13 protein-coding genes are annotated in these 17,122 nt (G+C 75.1%); 10 read left to right on the top strand and 3 right to left on the bottom strand.

The genetic code is table 11. From position 1 onward, the window contains the following. The first annotated feature begins 18 nt into the window (after window positions 1-18). A complete protein-coding gene (locus ACZ5T9_RS10075) occupies window positions 19-1,419 on the top strand; it encodes a sensor histidine kinase (protein WP_464832920.1) in 1,401 nt (466 codons plus the stop codon). A 226-nt stretch (window positions 1,420-1,645) separates the two neighbouring features. Then, on the top strand, window positions 1,646-2,806 hold the full coding sequence (locus ACZ5T9_RS10070) for an NAD(P)/FAD-dependent oxidoreductase (protein WP_464832919.1): 1,161 nt from the start codon (window positions 1,646-1,648) through the stop codon (window positions 2,804-2,806). A 247-nt stretch (window positions 2,807-3,053) separates the two neighbouring features. Here the strand turns inward: ACZ5T9_RS10070 and ACZ5T9_RS10065 are convergent, their stop codons facing one another. Beyond that, window positions 3,054-4,487: an FMN-binding glutamate synthase family protein gene (locus ACZ5T9_RS10065; protein ID WP_464832918.1), complete on the bottom strand. Its 1,434-nt coding sequence runs from the start codon at window positions 4,485-4,487 to the stop codon at window positions 3,054-3,056. A gap of 755 nt (window positions 4,488-5,242) precedes the next feature. Between ACZ5T9_RS10065 and ACZ5T9_RS10060 the strand changes: the two genes are divergently transcribed. Both ACZ5T9_RS10060 and nth read left to right on the top strand, forming a co-directional pair. Beyond that, window positions 5,243-5,929 (top strand): hypothetical protein, encoded by a 687-nt coding sequence (locus tag ACZ5T9_RS10060; protein WP_464832917.1) that lies wholly within the window; start codon window positions 5,243-5,245, stop codon window positions 5,927-5,929. Between the two features lie 670 nt (window positions 5,930-6,599). Further along, on the top strand, window positions 6,600-7,280 hold the full coding sequence (gene nth, locus ACZ5T9_RS10055; protein ID WP_464834435.1) for an endonuclease III: 681 nt from the start codon (window positions 6,600-6,602) through the stop codon (window positions 7,278-7,280). A 241-nt stretch (window positions 7,281-7,521) separates the two neighbouring features. Here nth and ACZ5T9_RS10050 read toward each other — a convergent pair whose 3' ends face one another. Next, window positions 7,522-8,388, bottom strand: a complete 867-nt coding sequence (locus ACZ5T9_RS10050) for a helix-turn-helix transcriptional regulator (protein ID WP_464832915.1) — start codon at window positions 8,386-8,388, stop codon at window positions 7,522-7,524. A 455-nt stretch (window positions 8,389-8,843) separates the two neighbouring features. Here ACZ5T9_RS10050 and ACZ5T9_RS10045 point away from each other — a divergent pair, with 455 nt between their 5' ends. The 5 genes from ACZ5T9_RS10045 to ACZ5T9_RS10025 all read left to right on the top strand — a co-directional run bounded on the left by ACZ5T9_RS10045 (window position 8,844) and on the right by ACZ5T9_RS10025 (window position 14,992). Beyond that, window positions 8,844-9,839 (top strand): hemerythrin domain-containing protein, encoded by a 996-nt coding sequence (locus tag ACZ5T9_RS10045; RefSeq protein WP_464832914.1) that lies wholly within the window; start codon window positions 8,844-8,846, stop codon window positions 9,837-9,839. A gap of 257 nt (window positions 9,840-10,096) precedes the next feature. Next, window positions 10,097-11,257, top strand: coding sequence for a tripartite tricarboxylate transporter substrate binding protein (locus ACZ5T9_RS10040; RefSeq protein WP_464832913.1), 1,161 nt, complete (start codon window positions 10,097-10,099; stop codon window positions 11,255-11,257). A gap of 189 nt (window positions 11,258-11,446) precedes the next feature. Further along, on the top strand, window positions 11,447-12,169 hold the full coding sequence (locus tag ACZ5T9_RS10035; protein WP_464832912.1) for a tripartite tricarboxylate transporter TctB family protein: 723 nt from the start codon (window positions 11,447-11,449) through the stop codon (window positions 12,167-12,169). After that, entirely contained in the window at window positions 12,166-13,683 is a 1,518-nt protein-coding gene (locus ACZ5T9_RS10030; protein WP_464832911.1) for a tripartite tricarboxylate transporter permease, read from the top strand. Before ACZ5T9_RS10035 ends, ACZ5T9_RS10030 begins: the two co-directional genes overlap by 4 nt. Before the next feature lie 460 nt (window positions 13,684-14,143). Continuing rightward, complete coding sequence (locus ACZ5T9_RS10025) at window positions 14,144-14,992, top strand: inositol monophosphatase family protein (protein WP_464832910.1); 849 nt, start codon at window positions 14,144-14,146, stop codon at window positions 14,990-14,992. Between the two features lie 50 nt (window positions 14,993-15,042). Here ACZ5T9_RS10025 and ACZ5T9_RS10020 read toward each other — a convergent pair whose 3' ends face one another. After that, entirely contained in the window at window positions 15,043-15,498 is a 456-nt protein-coding gene (locus tag ACZ5T9_RS10020) for an NUDIX hydrolase (RefSeq protein ID WP_278199612.1), read from the bottom strand. A gap of 400 nt (window positions 15,499-15,898) precedes the next feature. On the opposite strand from ACZ5T9_RS10020, the gene ACZ5T9_RS10015 reads away from it, so the two are divergent. After that, window positions 15,899-16,858, top strand: coding sequence for a hypothetical protein (locus tag ACZ5T9_RS10015; protein WP_464832909.1), 960 nt, complete (start codon window positions 15,899-15,901; stop codon window positions 16,856-16,858). The last annotated feature ends 264 nt before the right edge of the window (window positions 16,859-17,122 follow it).

Raw genomic sequence — 17,122 nt, 5'->3', positions numbered from 1 at the left:
CCCCTGCGCTGGCGCCTGGTGGTGTGGTTCGGTGCGGTGATGGCCGTGGTGGTGCTGGTGGGCTCCATGGCCAGCTACGCCTTTCACGCCCGCGCCCACTACGAGGCCATCGACCGCGCGCTGATCACCGCTGCCGCGGTCACGGCGGCCGACCCGGCCGCCTCGGCCCACCTGGGGCACCTGGCCGGCCAGCAGGGGGTGGCCCTGGCCCTGCGGCTCTACGCCCGTGACGGCCAGCTGCTGCAGCGCTCGCCCGACGACGTGGCACCCCCGGTGAACCCGCAGGCCGTCCTGGACCGGCCCGAGGGACCGGCCTACGGCTTCGTCCCGGCCCTGGCGCCGTCCATCGTGGAGGTCCCCCGGAGCACGGCAGGTGCCTTTGCCACCATCCACGACGGCCGCCAGCGCTGGCGGGTCTTCGTCCACCCGGTGGAGCGGGGGGGCGACCCCACCGGGGCCGGGCCGGGGTTCGTGGTCACCCTCTCTCCCCTGGGGGGCCTGGACGCGTCCATGGCCGACTTCCGCGTCCTGCTGACCGGCCTGGGCGCCCTGGGCTTGGTGGTGGCCGGGGTGGGCAGCTGGGCGGTGGCCGGCAGCGCCCTTCGCCCGGTGGCCCGGCTGACGGAGACCGCCCGCGCCATCGCCAGCTCCCGGGACCTGTCGCGGCGGGTCCAGGCCACCGGGCGGGACGAGCTGGCCATGCTGGCTTCCACCTTCAACCAGATGCTCGACAGCATCGAAACCGCCTACCGCCTGCAGCAGCGCTTCGTGGCCGACGCCTCCCACGAGCTGCGGGCGCCCCTGACGGCCATCCTGGGCAACCTGGACCTTTTGCGGCGCCGGCCCGGCCTGCCGCCGGAAGAACAGGCCCAGGCCCTGGAGGAAGCACGCAGCGAGGCCGAGCGCCTGAGCCGGCTGGTGGCCGATTTGCTCTCCCTGGCCCGGGCCGACGCGGGCGTTCCCCTGGTGATCAAACCCGTGGACGTGGACGCCGTGGTCCTGGAAGCCTTTCAGGAGGCCCGGCGGCTGGCGCGGGGGCAGGAGCTGGTGCTGGATCCTCTGGAGCCCGTGCGCGTGCCCGGAGACCGCGACCGGATCAAGCAGCTCTTGCTGATCCTGCTGGACAACGCCATCAAGTACACCCCCGCCGGCGGCCGGATCACCCTGGGCCTTCGGGCCGCGGGGGACGGCGGGGCCATCCTCACGGTGGCCGACACCGGCGTGGGCATCCCTCCGGCCGACCTGCCCCACGTCTTCGAGCGGTTCTACCGGGCCGACCCCGCCCGCAGCCGCGACCCCGGCGGCACGGGGCTCGGCCTGCCCATCGCCCGCTGGATCGTGGAACAGCACCAGGGCCACATCACCATCGACAGCGCCCCGGGCCGCGGCACCACGGTGACCGTCCGCCTGCCCGGCTGAGCGGCTCCGCACCCGGGAGACCACCGGAAATCAGCCCATCCTCAGGTTGCCCTCAGGTTCCTCCGCTACACTGGTTCTTCTGGAAGAACCGGCATGCCGTGCTGCTCCGGAGGGCCGGCGGGGGCAGCCGCCGTCACGGCGGGAGGCGATCCGCCCGCGGGCGGGTCGCCGGCCCTGCGGCCGGCCGGGGACGGGCGGCGGGCCGGGGACGGGAGGCGGAGGAACGGTGGGAGCGGAGAACCGGAACGGCAACGGGGACCGGCTGGCGGCGGCTCGGAACGGGGTGGTGGAAGGGACCGGGACATCCGGGGCGCCGGCGCCGTCCGCGGGGCCCGAGGCGCCCCTCTACGACGTGGCCATCATCGGGGGCGGGCCCGCGGGCCTGTTTGCGGCCTTTTATGCAGGCCTGCGCGGCATGCGGGCGGTGATCCTCGAGGCGGCAGGCCAGCTGGGCGGCCAGCCCGCCCTGGTCTATCCGGAGAAGTGGATCTACGACGTGGCGGGCTTCCCGCGGGTGCGGGCCCGGGAGCTGGCCGAGCGGCTGATCGAGCAAGGCCTGCGCTTCGGCGCCGACGTGCGGCTCAACACCCGGGCGGAGACCCTCATCCCCGAGGTGGCCGGGAGCGAGACGGGGGAGCCGGCCTGGCCGGAGCGGGCTACCGGCGGGGCCGGGCCGGAAGACCTGGTGGCCTACCGCATCGGCCTCTCGGGAGGCGGGTTCGTCCGGGCCCGGGGCGTGGTGGTGGCGGCGGGGCTGGGTGCCTTCGAGCCCAAGCGGCTGCCGGCCCGGGGGCTTGACCGCTGGGAGGGGCGCGGCCTGATGTACGGCGTCCAGCGGCTGGAAGACCTGCGGGGCAAGCGGGTGGTCATCGTGGGCGGCGGCGATGCGGCCGTCGACTGGGCGCTCATGGCCCTGGAGGTGGCGGAGTCCGTCACGCTGGTCCACCGCCGCCGCCAGTTCCGCGCCGTGGAGGAGAGCGTCCGCGCCCTCCAGGCCAGCCCGGCCCGGCTGGAACTGGATGCCGAGGTGGTCGGCGCGGGCGGCGACCAGCAGCTGGAGTGGGTGCGGGTGGCCCGCAAGGACACCGGCACCACGGTGGACCTGCCCTGCGACGTGCTGGTTCCCTGCCTGGGCTTCAAGGCGGACCTGGGCAGCCTGGCCGGCTGGGGCTTTGAGGTGCAGGGCCACGAGATCGTGACGGGCCCCGGTGGCGCCACCTCCCTGCCCAGGGTGTACGCCGTCGGCGACGTGGCCACCTATCCGGGCAAGATCAAGCTCATTGCCGTGGGTTTCGCCGAGGCGGCCATGGCCATCAGCCAGCTGAAGACCCGGCTGGACCCGGAGGCCTCGCTGCAGCCGGCCCACAGCAGCGACCTGCGGCTCTAGGCGCCCACCCGGTCGCCGGTTGGGGTGGCGCAGTTGGGCGCCCACCACAATGGCTTATCAGCGCAGGGGCGCAAGGGGGGGCCCCGCCCGCGCGCCCGGGCGGGCCGGAAGCGACGCGGTCCGACCCGGGCGCCCGGCAGGGCGGGAAGCAGGCCGGCCATGCCCATGCGCTCCCTAGGGCCGCGAGCGGCGCGGCGATCTGCTCGGCGATGCTCTTTGCGACATGGCGCGGGTGCCCACGGGTTCCCTAGGACCGTGAGCGGGGCGGCCGCCAGGCCGGGGGAAGCCCCAGGAGGTCGGCCGCCTCCGGCGTGCGGGCCACCAGGTCCGAGCGGTCGACGGCCCGCAGGCTGTCGCGGCCCAGGGCCCGGGCGGCCTCGGCCATCTCCAGGGTGCAGGCCTTCAGGAAGTTGGCCACCGTCCGTGCACCCTGGCCGGGGTCGAACCGGCCGGCCAGCTGGCCGCTGGCCCACGCCAGCTGGGTGATGGGCTCGAAGGGGATCGCCTTGCTGAGCTGGCCGTGGGTGGCCGCCATGATCACCGCTGTGCCCAGGTACACGGCGTCGGCGCCCATGGCCAGGGCCTTCAAGAACTCGCCCGGCGTCCGCAGGCCGCCGCCGGCCAGCAGGCTGACCCGTTGCCGGACGCCTGCGGCCTCCAGCAGGGCGGCGGCCCGGACCAGGGCGTAGAGGGTCGGGATGCCGAAGTCGTCGGCCAGGATGGGCGGGGTTTCGCTGGTCCCGCCCTCCGAGCCGTCGATGGCGATCACGTCAACCCCCGCCTCCAGGACCCACAGGAGGTCGTGCTCCAGGTGGTGGGTGGCCACCAGCTTGACGCCCACCGGGGCCCCGCCCGTCAACTGGCGAAGGCGGTCGACCAGTTCCCGGAAGGTCCGCAGGTTTTCGGTTTCAGGCAGGGGGGCCTCAAGTATCAGCCACTTGTGCCCGGCCGCCCCCATGCGCCGGCGGGCCTCCTCCGGGAGTCGATCCGGGCGGATCCGGCGGCCCAGGGCGCCCCGGGCGCCGTGACCCAGCCGGATCTCCACCATGGCCGCCCGGGCCAGTTGGTCCGGGACCTGGTTCCACGGGCCTCCCGTGTACTGGAGGATCACCGGGCCCCCGGCTTCCAGGATCTCGGGCAGCACGGGCCCGGATCCCGCGTTATATGCCGTTCCGGCCTGGTGGGCGCCCCGGGCCAGGGCGAGGGCCACCGCCTTGCTGACCCCGATGCCGTATCCCATGGCGCTGACCAGCAGCGGCGTCGCCAGGTGAAGGGGACGCGCCGCCCGGGGACCCAGGGCGGCCGACGTGTCGACCTGCGCCCCGGGGGGCAGGGGCCGGCGGGCCAGCTGGGCCGGGTTGAAGGCGATGTCCTCCCAGCGGCTGTAGCGGCGGAGCCCGCCCAGGGGGCGTTCCAGCAGTTCGCCCTTGTCGGCCCGCAGCTCCAGTTCCAGGAGCAGCGGCGGCGGGATCCGCTGCATCCCGACGGCCAGATCCCACAGGTTCTCCCGGTAGGGGTCTTTGAGGAACCGGCGGACCACCCGGTCGGCGAGGCGGTCCAGCAGCAGGCCCCGGGCCAGCCAGAGCACGGCCGCTGCCACGCCCAGCGACACCAGCACGGCGATCATGACGATGATGAACAGCCGCCCATCCCCGGGCGAGAGGGCCGGTGCGGGGGGCATGCCATCCCTCCTTCCACCGGGAGCCGGGGGATCCAAACTTCGGGATCTTCCCTGGTCGCGGGATCCGCGAGATCCCAGGATGGCGGGATCTTAGGACCCCAGAGCCTCAAGACCTCAGGGCCTCAGGGCCCAGGGCCCCGGAAGCCTTGCCCCAACCCTGAAGCCCCGGTGCGGCGCCGCAAGGAAGGCGCCCGTTCGCCGTGGACCGTGGTTAGCTTCTCCCCTCAAGCCTTGCCACCGCGCAGGGGAAGAACGGCCGCCGGGCCGCGCGAGTCGCTGCCGCCGTGGCCAGGCGGGCCTACCGGCCCGCAGGGTGCAGGGGAGGCGGCCCTTGGCCCCTCAAGTGCCGCTGCGGGTTGCCCTGCGGTTTGACCTCGTGCCGCGGGCCACGGGGCATCCCCGGGCCATGCGGCAGCGCGGGCGGCCGGTTCGTCCGGCCGGGCCCGGGGCCTGATGGTGGCTCGGCCTCAGGCCGGCCGCATGCTCCACCATCCGTCCCGCCGGCCGCGAGGGCGCTGGGTTCCCGGTACAATGCCATTGAGAGGGCGCGCCAGGTACCCGGCGAGCCCGAGGAGGGACCTGCCCGGCCAGAGCCAAGCGGGCGTTGGCCCGCGCCGGGTGGCCCGCCGGCGAGACCCAGCCTGCGCGGCTGGCCCCGGCGGTCGAGGCCGCGGTTTCCGGTCACCCGCGCCGGTTGGCCCGCCGGTTCGCCAGGCGGCTCGCCAGGGCGCTCGCCGGCCCAAGGAGGGACCACCGTGACCCCAGAGCACCCGAATCCCGCTCCCGAGGTGGACGAACCCGCCCTGGCCGCAGCCCGGACCGCCCTGGCGGACCGGCGGCAGGGGATCCGCCCGCCCGGGGGCTTCGACGCCTGGCTGCACCTGCTGGCCGCCCCGGTGCCGCTTCCGCCGGGAGCCGGCGGGGCGCGGGAGGGGGCGGTGCGGGTAGCCACCGCCAGCCTCACGGCTCCCAACGACCCGGAGGATCCCCTGCCCCTGTTCTTCATCGCCCCGGCCCGGGTGGAGGCGCTCCTCCGCCGGTGGCTGGAGGAGCTGGCGGCGGAGGGGGGTGGGGCCGGCCATGGGGATGGCAAGCCGGCCGGTGGCCGCGGCCTGGCGGGCCGGCGCCCCCCGGCTGGGCGGCCCGTGCCGGCGGCCGGGACCGCACCGGCGCTCGGGCCCGCACCGGAAGGCCCCCTTCAGCCGGCGGTGGGGGGCCCCCGGGGATGGCTCTTGCAGGTGGGTGCCAGCGGGATGCAGCTCCGGACCTTCGCTGAGCCCCCGGCCGGGTTCGTCCCCCGGTACCGGCTGCCCCACCGGGACGGGCCGGAACCGGTCTGGGCGCCGGGCGAGCCCCTCTGGTGCCCCCAGCCGCAGCTGGCGGCCGCCCCGGGCGAGGCGGCCCGGCGGCTGGCGGAGGCGCTGGTGGCGCAGCTGGGCTGAGCGGGACCCGGCGCAAGGGCCAGCTGGGCACCCCCTGGCGGCCACCGGTGGCGTGGTGGCGGCGCCTGAACGTGCCGGCCCGGAATCTCGCGGCCCGGTTCGCCACGTCGCCGGGAGAGGTGCGAAGACGTACAACACCCGCGGGCGGGATGCAAGACCTGCCGCCGGGCGGGCCGTCCCCGAGGCCTCGGGCAACCGGCCCCCGCCTCTGGACGGGTGAGACCGGGACCGCCGCTCCAGGCGGGCCGGCCGCCGGAACCGGCCACGACGTTTCGGGTGACGGCTACCGCCGCCCGCGGCGCCATGGTAGGCTAGGCAGCGGTGAAAGCCCGTGAACCCTTCCTCTGCTTCGCCCCGCCGCTCAGGCCCGCAGGATCCGAGCGGCAGGAAAGGACGGCGCCGGCGGGACGAACCGGCCCGCCCCGTGGCGAGCCCGCGACGCCCTGCCCATGGCACGGCCGCGGCACCGGAGACGCAGGGTGGACCCGTCGGTAAAAAGGCACCGGCCCAGGCCACTGCCGGACCGGTCCGGCCGGCGACCGCCGGTGTCCGGGCCCCGGATCCGGCCCGTGAGGTGCTGGCGACCGCGCCCGAGGCCGGGCCCGAGGACGGGGATGCCGCAGCGGCCGAGGCGGGCCGCATCGCCCGGATCCGCGCCACCCTGGCCCGCATGTACCCTCAGGCGACCACGGCCCTGAACTGGAGCACGCCCTTTGAGCTCCTGGTGGCGACCATCCTCTCGGCCCAGACCACCGACGCCGCGGTCAACCAGGTGACCCCGGCCCTCTTTGCCCGTTGCCCCACCCCCGAGGCGATGCTGGAGCTCAGCGAAGACGAGCTGGGGGCCATGATCCGCACCATCGGCCTGTGGCGGAACAAGGCCCGCAACCTGCTGGCGGCCTGCCGCATCCTGGTCGAGCGGCACGGCGGCCAGGTGCCCCGGACGCGGGAAGAGCTGATGCAACTGCCCGGTGTCGGCCGCAAGACGGCCAACGTGGTGCTGAGCAACGCCTTCGGGATCCCCGCCATCGCCGTCGACACCCACGTCTTCCGGGTGGCCCGGCGGCTGGGGCTGGCCACGGGGACCACCCCCGAGCGGGTCGAGCAGGAGCTCATGGAGAAGTTTCCTGAAGCCGAGTGGTCCCGGGCCCACCACTGGCTGATCTGGCACGGGCGGCGAATCTGCCATGCTCGCAACCCGCGGTGCCAGGCTTGCGCCTTGCGGCCCGACTGCCCGGAGGGCCGGGGGCGGGCAGGGGGCGCGTCCCTGGAGGCGGCAGCGGAGGTCGAGCCCGGCCGGCGGCCGGCCGGCGAGGCGGACGGTGCCGGCCGCCGTTCATCCCGGGAATAAGGACGGCAAAGGACGGCCGGCCCGGTCACCCCGGAGGGTGCCGGGCCGGCCGGTTCCACCCCAGGCCCGCCGCCAGCCGGCGTACGGGTCAGGCCGCCAGGCGGCGGCGCGCTGTCGGGTGACAGCTGCTGCGCTGCTGCTGGCCGGTTCTTCAGGCAACGGCCGCGGCGGCGGCGCAGGCGGGCCGGTTGCCGCGGGCCGCGGATCCTAGCGGGCCACGGCTTCTGGCGGGCCGCGGATCCTAGCGGTGGTCGTCCTGGTCCTCGCCGGCCTCGCAGACGAAGCACCTCACCCGGAAGGGCCGCTCGCCCGCTGCGCCCACGAAGCTGGTGATCCCCTCCAGATAACTGGCCAGGGTCGTGCCGGTGAACTCCCCCTCCAGGGTGAGGGCCAGCCGCGGCCGGCCTTCCCCGGCTTCGAAGGGGACGACCGGGTCGGACGGCTCCACCCCCCGCATCCGGATGGGTTCCAGGTGAACGTTGCCACCCCGGTCCTTCTTGATCCCCAGGCGGTAGCGCAGGTTGCGCACCTGCCACTGGCTCAGGCCGAACATCTCACCGATTTCCTCGTCGTTGCGGCCGTCCCGCACCAGTTCCAGCAAAGCCTGGCGTTGCTCCTGCGGGCTCAACCGGTGGAAGTCGACCCGCCCGGGAGCGGCCCCGGCCGGGCCGGGCGAGCCGGCTCCCTGGGCGCCGCCGGGCATCGAGCCGGCGGCCACCGCCGTCGCCGGGTGACCACCGGGCGCGGCATAAGGGGGCGTACCGGTGTGGGTCACGGGTTCCTGCATGCGTCCTCCTCCTCCCGCAGCATGGAATCCTGAATCGGCAGCCGGGCGGACCCGATGGGCGTGGCGGGCTTGCGCCGTCCCTACCGTCCCCGCCTGCACCTGGGCATGGCCGGCCGGGCGTGGGCTGCCCGGTTCCTTGCCGCCCGCCGGGGGCCCCGCGGGCGGGTCCGCCGGCGTGCCGGCGGCCGGTGGGGCCGCCGCCAGGGCCTGGTCGTCGAGGCGGTAATGGATGACGGGGCCCGATCGCGGCCTGCTGGGTCCGGCCTGGCCCACCAGATCGGACGGCATGATGACGCGACGCGGCCTGATCTTGCCGACCAAGCTGCTTCCTCCTTCTGGTGCCCGGGCACGTTCCAGTATGGCCTGTACGCTGGCGGCTCATACATGCCCGATACACGCCCCAGGCCGCAGCCGCGGCTCATCTTTCCGTTGCATTCCGTCAGCAGCCGGTGCCTAGCCGCCCGCGGCGGCGAGCGGGGAGGGTGCCGCGGCAGCTGCGGGCCGGTGGCAGCGACCAGGAAGGGACGGGCGCCGAGCCGCGGGGTGCGGGAAGGACGCAGCGGCGGCTGCGAGGCCGGCAGGCGGCAGGCCTGGCGGTGGGGGACCATGGGGCCCGCCTGGGAACGCTGCGGACCGGGCGCCGGGCCGGGAGCCGGCCGGTCGCGACGACCAGCGCCCCGCGGGAGCCGCCGGCAGGGTGGCGCAAACTAGGGCCGCAGGCCATTGCAGAGGGGGCGACGACCGTGGACCAGAGGATGGAGGAGGTTGCCTCCAGGATGGGGGAGGTCGCCGGAGGCCGCAGGGACCGCCCGCAAACCGGTACGGGGATCCCCGCGGGTCCCGGCGGGGACGCAGACACCGTCGCCGGCCCCGGGACGGGATCCGGCACCGGCCCCGGTGGTGGGACCGGCCGGCGGGCCCTGGAGATCCTTCGTGATCAGCACCGGCGGCTGTCATCCCTGCTGGACGACCTCCGCCGTGGGGACCTGCGCGGGGACCGCCAGGCCCCCGACCCTGGCCTGGTGACCCGCTTGCTGGATGAGCTGGACGCCCACCGCCGGCTGGAACAGGAGGTGTTCTATCCCGCCCTGCGCCTCCACGGCGGCCACGACCTGGCCGGGACCCTGCAATCTCGCGTGGCGGAACACCGCCGCCTGGACGAACTGGCCCAGCGCCTGGGCAACGCCCTGGAAAGGATGCAAGGGCTGGAGGGGGAATCGCCGCCGTCCTCCGATGGCAATCCCGGCGCCGCCCGCCTGGCCATGGCGGCCGGCGGGCTGGCGACTCCCGCTCCTGCCGGGGCGGGGGGCCGGTACGCGGCGGGCGGTGGCCCCGGGGACGAAGGCACACCGGCTCCGGCAGTGCCCGCGGAGGTTCACGGGCCGTGGGCAGGGACCCAGCCCGGGGGGGATGCTGGCGCCGCAGGTGACGCCACGATGGCGGGCGTCGCAGCGGGTGGTGCGGCGGCGGCAGACGGCACAACGGGCGACGCCAGGGCGGGGGCGCCCGGGCTGCAGCGGCTGGTGGCCGAGCTGGCGGCCGCCTTCGAGCGCCACCGGCAGGCGGAGGAGGGCGAGCTCCATCCGCTGGCCGGGCAGCGACTGCACAGCCACCTGGGTGGCGTGGCGGCGGAACTGGTGCGGGGCATGGAGGAGTTCCGCTTCGACTACGACGACGTGGTCGAAGGGACCTTCCCCGCCAGCGATCCCCCCGCCACCATGGCCGCTCCGCGGGTACGAACGCCCAGGCTCTACGCCCGCAGCCGCCACTGAGCCCGCTGAGGCCCTTGGAGCATGGCCCGGTACGGGACCGCGCGCCCCTGCACTCACGTCGCCGGGCCGGAGGGCATAGAGTACGCCTAGCCCGGCGGGATGAACGCCCAGGCAATCCGGGCCGGTGACCCGATGGGCCGGCCGGCCCGCGACGGCCCTTAGGGGCTGCCCGTCGCCCAGGGGCCAGGGGCCGGCCTGCGGGCCCCGGCTGCGAATGGCACCGGACAGGTGCCCCGCCGGGCGGGGAGGAAGGCACCATGGGAAGCGGGATCCGGACACAGCCGCCCGCCTGGGGGGCCGGGCCGGCGTCCATGGGACCGGCGCTCCCTCCGGCAGGAGAGCACCGTCGCCGGTGGCGGCGTGCGGGGTGGCGGAGGCTGGCCGGGCTGGCGGTGCTGGGCCTGATCCTGGCCCTGGCGGGCTGCAGCGCTGCCGGCGGAACGGGCGGTGCGGCCCCGGGTGGAGGAGCCGCCGCAGCCGGTTCGTCCCCGGGCGGCGGGGGCGCCGGTTCGGGCGGTGAGGCCGCGGGCGGTGCCGGAGCGGGCGGCGCCCGCGGGCCCCTTACCTATCTGGTCTGCTTCGATCCCGGCGGCCAGTCGGACATCGAGGCGCGGCGCCAGCAGCCTCACCTGGAGCGGCTGCTGGGACGCCAGGTGGCCATCGAGTACAAGGTGGGCGGCGGCGGTGCCCTGTGCTGGAGCGAGCTGGTCCGCAGCCGGCCCGACGGGTCGGTGGTGGCCGGGATCAACCTGCCTCACATCATCCTGCAGCCCCTGCAGCAGCAGACGGGCTACCGCACCGAGCAGATCGAGCCCGTGGTCCTGTTCCAGTCGACCCCACTGGGTCTGGCGGTACCGGCCTCCAGCCCCTACCGGACCCTGGACGAGTTCATCGCCGCGGCCAAGGCGAACCCGGGGGCCATCACAGTAGGGGGATCGGGCACCTTCTCCGGCCACCACGTGGCCACGGTGCGGCTGGAGAAGCTGGCCGGGATCGACCTGACCTACGTGCCCTTCAGCGGGGCGGCGCCCCAGATCACGGCCTTCCTGGGCGGCCACGTGGCGGCGGTCTTCGCCAACTCCAACGACCTGGTGAAGTACCGCGACCGCATCCGCGTGCTGGGCATCGCGGCGGACGAGCGGTTTCCCGGGCTGCCCGGTGCACCCACCTTCAGGGAGCAGGGCATCGACCTGGTGGAGCGCATCGACCGGGGCGTGGGGGTGCCGGCGGGAACGCCGCCCCAGGTGATCGCCGAGCTGGAGAAGGCGTTCTTGACCATCGCCCGCGACCCCGCCATCCGGGCCCAGATGGAGGAACAGGGCTTCGTGCCCCTGGCCATGGGCCACGCCGAGAGCAAGGCGTACATCGAACAGGTGACCGCGACGTACAAGGCGCTGGTCCAGGATCTTCAGCAGTGAGCAAGGTGATCGCCGGCACTGAGCGCGGCCGTCGCCGGCAGGGGGCAAGGTGGCCGTGCCCCTGACCCCCGGCCCCCCCGCCCCTCCGCCACCCGCCCGCGGGGCGGACCATGAGAGGCTGGGACCGGCGGGCCGGGGCCGGGGGCCGGGCGGCGGCCACGGTCCGTTGGCGGGAAGGAGGAACGGGCGATGAAGCGGGATGGGGCGGCGGGGATCGTCCTGGCCCTGCTGGGGCTGGTGGCTCTGGCCGGCGCACCTTCCCGGGAACCGGTGGCCGGTGTGATGGGGCCCGGTGTGCTGCCGTCCCTGGTGGCTCTGGGGCTGGTGCTTACCGGCCTGGGGCTGGTGCTGGTCACCGCGGTTCAAGGCCGGGCCCGTTCCCGGGCGGGAGGGGCTCGCGGCCCCGCCCAGGCGGCGGCGATGCCGGCGGCGGTCACCAGTACCCCGGCCGGCCCCAGGGCCGCGGCGGGCCCCTGCCCCGGGGCACCGCAGTCTGCGGCGGCCGGGGTGAGGGTGGGTGCTACGGCCGGGGCGCCGGCGGCTGCGGCCGCCGGGGCTCGGGCGGATGTCATAGCCAAGGATCCGGCGGCGGACGGCCTGGAAGCGGCGGGCCGGGGTTCGTCCACGGTGGGGGCGGGTTCGCCCGCGAGGGCTTCCCCCGCGGCGGCTGCCCGGGAGGGGAGGGTGCGGCTGCTGGTGACCATCGGGGCCCTGGGCGCCTACACCGTGGCGCTGCCGGTGCTGGGCTTCCCCGTGGCCAGTGCGGTGCTGGTTTCTGGACTCACGTGGTATCTGGGCGAGCGGCGGCCGCTGGCGGCTCTCCTCTGGGGTGTGCTGCTGGCGGCGGCCCTGTGGGCCGGGTTCGTCCGGGGGTTGGGAGTGCCCCTGCCCATGGGGGTGCTGGGCCGTTGACATCCTTCGAATGGCTGGTCCGCGGGCTCGATCTGGCCCTGGACCCCCAGACCCTGCTCTGGGGGCTGGTGGGTTGCCTTTTGGGGACCCTGGTCGGGGTCCTGCCGGGGATCGGTCCGACTTCGGCCATCGCCATGCTGCTGCCGCTGACGGTGGTGCTGCCGCCGGGGCCCGCCCTGGTGATGATGGCGGCCATCTACTACGGCGCCATGTACGGCGGGTCGACCACGGCCATCGTGGTCAACATCCCCGGGGAGGCCTCATCGGTGCCCACGGCCCTGGACGGGTTCCAGCTGGCCCGGCAGGGCCGGGCGGGCCCGGCCCTGGGCATGGCGGCCCTGGCGTCCTTCGTGGCGGGCACCCTGAGCCTGGTGGGGCTGACCTTCTTCGCCCCGGCGCTGGCGGAGGTGGCGCTGGCCTTCGGGCCGCCCGAGTACTTCACCCTCACCGTGCTGGCGGGCGCGCTGGTGGCCAGCCTCTCGGGCGGGCACGGGCTGAAGGGCGTCGCGGCGGCCTTGCTCGGGCTGCTGGTGGCCATGGTGGGCCTGGATCCGGTGACGGGAGCGGCCCGCTGGACCTTCGGCTGGCTGCCCCTCATGGCCGGCTTCCCCTTCGTGGCGGTGATCATCGGGCTCTTCGCCGTCAGCGAGGTCCTGCTGGCGGCGGAAGAGCGGGTGACCCACCTGTACGGGACGCGGATCCGGGGCCTTTTGCCCACCCGGCAGGACCTCCGGGCGGCGACCCCGGCCATGCTCCGGTCCAGCGTGATCGGCTTTTTGCTCGGGCTTTTGCCGGGATGCAGTCCCTCGGTCACCACCTTCGTGGCCTACGATGCCGAGCGGCGGCTGAGCCGGCACCCCGAGCGGTTCGGGCGGGGTGCCATCGAGGGCGTGGCGGCGGCCGAGGCGGCCAACAACGCCACCTCCACGGGCGGGTTCGTCCCCCTGTTCTCGCTGGGGTTGCCGTCCGGGCCCGTGCCGGCGGTTCTGCTCGGCGGGCTCATGATGTACGGCCTGGACCCCGGGCCGGGGCTCTTCCAGGAGCACCCCGACCTGGTCTGGACCATCATCGCCAGCATGTACGTGGGCAACGTCATCCTGCTGGTGCTGAACCTGCCCCTCATCGGCCTGTGGGTGCGGGTGGCCCGGATCCCCTTCGCGCTGCTGGGGCCGGCCATCCTGGTGCTCTCGGCGCTGGGGGCCTACAGCCTGCGGTACTCGCTCTTCGACGTGGGGGTCGCCATGGTCTTCGGCCTGGTGGGCTACGGGCTCCGCAAGCTGGATTTCCCCATGGCGCCCCTGGTGCTGGCCAACGTGCTGGAGCCCATGCTGGAGGAGTCCTTCCGCCAGTCCCTGACCATGGCGGGCGGCTCGGCGGCCATCTTCGTGACCCGGCCGCTGGCGGCGACCTTCCTGGTGCTGGCCGCGGCGGTGCTGGCCCTGGGCATCCTGCGCCGGCCGGCGGCGCCGGCCGGCCGGGCGCAAGCAGTAGGGCAGGATGCGGTGGCCGGATAGGGCGGCTGGAGCCTGGGGATGCAGGCCAGGGCCTGCAGACCGGGGAGCAGGTCCTGCGGCTGGCGGGCCGCGGTTTGGGCGGAAGGACGCCGTCCGCAGGCGGGGCGCCGTCCGCAGGCGGGACGCGGTCTGCAGGGACGGGGCCCGCAGGCGGGACGCAGTCCGCAAGCGGGACGCGGTTCGCAAGCGGGACGCCGGTGCCGGACCCTTGAGGGCCGGCACCGGGCGGTCCCTGGTCCCGGCCAGGGCCCCGCGGGCCGGGGGTCGATCTCCGGCAGCCGCCCGGCGGGAACTGGGCCTTGGCCGCCACCGTGGCAGGGGGCGAGGGAGTCTGCAACAATGGTAGGTGTGTCCCGCCGGGCCGGCGCCGGGCCGGCGGGCGGGGCGCCCTCCGGTCACCCGCGCCGGGCGGCGCGGGTTCTTACTGGGCGCGGGGTCCGGATGAACAGGAGGGTCCGGCATGCTGGATGCGGAGTCGTTGCGCAACGCGGTGGTCGACGTGGCCCTGCGGGGTGGGGAGATGTTGCGGCACCACTTCGGCGCCGCCCGGGGCGTGCGGGCGAAGACCTCCCGGTATGACCTGGTCACCGAGGCCGATGAGGCCATCGAGGCCGAGCTGGCCCGCTACATCCAGCGCCAGTTCCCGGGGCACGCGGTGGTGGGCGAGGAGGACATCTCCCGCCGTGTGCTCTCGGGGCAGGCGGGCTCGCGGGAAGGGGCCGTGGCCCAGGCCGCGGGGGAGCGGGAGTGGGAATGGCTGATCGACCCCATCGACGGGACCACCAACTTCATCCACGGCCTTCCCATCGTGGCCACCTCGGTGGCGGTGATGTACCGCAATGAGGTGCTGGCCGGGGCCGTGTTCAACCCCATGCAGGACGAGCTCTACGTGGCCGTGCGCCGGCATGGCGCCGCCCTCAACGGCAGGCCGTTGCGGGTGTCGGCGGAGGACGAGCTGGCCCAAAGCCTCCTGGCGACAGGCTTCCAGTACGACGCCGTGGAGGGCAAGCGGGTGAACCTGGATCTGTTCCGGGCCGTGCTGGCCGAGGCGCGGAACGTGCGGGCCATCGGTTCGGCGGCCCTGTCGCTGTGCTACGTGGGGGCCGGCCGGCTGTCGGGCTTCTGGGAGCTCCGCCTGGGGCCGTGGGACCTGGCGGCGGGGACCCTGGTGGTCCGGGAGGCGGGAGGTCGCGTGACCCGCCTCGACGGCGGCGCCTTCGACGTGTGGCAGCCCTCGGTGGTGGCCACCAACGGGCGGATTCACGACGCCCTGGTCGCCCTTCTCAAGGAAGCCGGCCGCGGGCTGTGACGCCGGGCTGGCGGCGCCCGGGCTGCACCGGCCGGCGGTGAGGGCCCGTTCTACCGGGCGAACCCCGCCTCCTGGGCGGCCCGCCACGCCGCCAGCACCTGGCGGGTGCCTGGGACCAGCCGGAAGCGGTCGACCTCCTCCCACGGCACCCAGGCCGCCTCCGCGGCGTCGTCGGCCGCCTGGAGGGTGCCGCCCACGGGACGGGCTGCGAAGAACAGGATGACGTAATGGAAGCGGATGCGCTGGGCCTCGTCGCGGTTGACCGCATCCTTGTAGGTCAGCAGTCCCTGCACCTCGACCTCGAGCCCCGTCTCCTCCCGCACCTCCCGGCGGAGGGCCTCCTCCACCGTCTCGCCCAGCTCCACCGCACCGCCGGGCAGCCCCCACCACCCGCGGAAGGGCTCGCCGCCCCGCCGGACCAGGACGACCCGCCGGCCGTCGCTGACCACCGCGTGGCACGAGGGCCTGGGGTGGCTGGGATACTGGAAGGTCGCCAACCGGTCCACCTCCCGGGTCGGGCTTGCCTTGCCTGGGTGTAGCATACGCCCCCAGCTCGGGAACGGCAAATCACTCAATACGGCGCGAGATTTCGCGAAATGCGGTGATTCCTGACGACAATCCGCGGACAAGCCCCAAAACAACCTCTAGTGAGTCGAAACTCTGTCACGGGTGGGGGAAGAACCGGCCCCGCGGCCCTGGCGGGCGCGGGCCGGCCGGCCGGGATCCTCCGGCCGGGCCGCCGGCACCGGCCCCGGCCTCGCCGCGATCCGGGGAGGGGGCGGCAGGTGGGGGCCGGTGCTGGGTGGTGGGTTGCGAGGGCAGCGGGGGATTCGGGCCGGGGAGGGACAGACAGGAGGTGGGTTCCAGCGGATGCGTCTCCGGCCGAAGGCGAAGGGATCCTCGATCTTGTTGACGGTGGCGCTGGTGCTGGCTGGCGCCCTTGTGGCGACGCCCCTGCTGGCTGCGCCGGGAACCGGTACAGCGGCGGGGACCCAGGGGCAGGTGGCCCCCCGCGCCCAAGTGCTGGCCGAAGCGGCCGCCGTCTTCACAAGCCAGGGCGTCGAAGCCGCAGCGGAGGGGAGCGGGGAAGCCCAGGTTACGGCGACAGGCGCCGGTTCGGGGTCACCAGCCTTTGCCGGCGGGGTGCTCCAAGGGGAGGGGCGCCTGGCCGCGACCGCCGGAGAGGGTGCTGCCGGGCAAGGTGGCCCTGGACCGGTGGCCGGGATCTGGCAGGCCGTGCGCGGCTGGTTGACCTCCCTCTGGCAGCGGGTCGAAAGGGTGCTGGCCCCGGGCTCCGGTGGGGCGGAGGGGACTGCCGGCCGGGCTGGACAGGTGCTGGGAGCGGCTGCTGGTACCGGGAGCGGGCACGTCGCCGGGCGGGCGGCCGGCAATGCGTCGGCGGCCGTGGCGGGCCAGGGGCAGGCGGCCGCCACGGCGGTGAGCGCCGGCGGCCACGGCGGGGGCCGGGCTGCCGAAGGGGGCGGTGGCTCCTCGGAGCCGGTGGACCTGCCGCCGGAGCTGGGCGGCAAGGCGAACCTGCTCCTTGAGGGGACCTTGCTGGAGAGTCCGGGGCTCGAAGCGCTGCTGGCCTCGCTGGAAGGCTTCGCCGGGGCCGGTGCAGGTGCCGAGGGCGAAGCCGACGCCGGCGGTTCGAGCCGGGCGGCCGGCCGGGCGGGGGGCAAGGTCCAGCTGCACTTGCGGCTGGATGACGGCCGGGTGGTGACCTTGCCCGTCGACCCGCGCCACCTGGTGCTCCAAGGAGGCAACGGGCTCTTCCTGGGCATCGACCTGGCGGGCCTGCTGGGCCAGCGGGTCGAAGTGGTGGTCCAGGGCGGGTCGATAACGGAGATCCGGCCCGGATCCTGAGGCATCCTGAGGCCCTCCCCAGGGGCCGGCGGGCGGCCGGGCCGGCCCGTTCGAAGGCCGGGCCGGGGATCGACCGGCTGTGCGGCCGGCGGTGTGGTTTGGCGGTCGGTTCAGCGGGCGGTTCCGGCGGAGCGGGCGGCCCGGCCCGTTGCGAGCCGCATCGGAAGCCACCGGGGCGGGCGGCGTCGACGCCGCCCGCCCCGCCCTTACTGGGGTACCTGCCGTCGCTGGGATCCCGCCCCGGCCTGGGGCACCTTCCGCAGC

It is taken from the genome of Thermaerobacter nagasakiensis, from assembly GCF_055396825.1.
This window is presented reverse-complemented; position numbering and strand designations above follow the sequence as displayed.

What these genes read in the sequence shown, in the direction of transcription:
- ACZ5T9_RS10065 (WP_464832918.1), bottom strand. Translation starts at nt 4,487, where the DNA reads ATGCCCCCCGCACCGGCCCTCTCGCCCGGGGATGGGCGGCTGTTCATC.
- nth (WP_464834435.1), top strand. Translation starts at nt 6,600, where the DNA reads ATGTACCCTCAGGCGACCACGGCCCTGAACTGGAGCACGCCCTTTGAG.
- ACZ5T9_RS10045 (WP_464832914.1), top strand. Translation starts at nt 8,844, where the DNA reads ATGGGGGAGGTCGCCGGAGGCCGCAGGGACCGCCCGCAAACCGGTACG.
- ACZ5T9_RS10040 (WP_464832913.1), top strand. Translation starts at nt 10,097, where the DNA reads ATGGGAAGCGGGATCCGGACACAGCCGCCCGCCTGGGGGGCCGGGCCG.
- ACZ5T9_RS10035 (WP_464832912.1), top strand. Translation starts at nt 11,447, where the DNA reads ATGAAGCGGGATGGGGCGGCGGGGATCGTCCTGGCCCTGCTGGGGCTG.
- ACZ5T9_RS10025 (WP_464832910.1), top strand. Translation starts at nt 14,144, where the DNA reads ATGCTGGATGCGGAGTCGTTGCGCAACGCGGTGGTCGACGTGGCCCTG.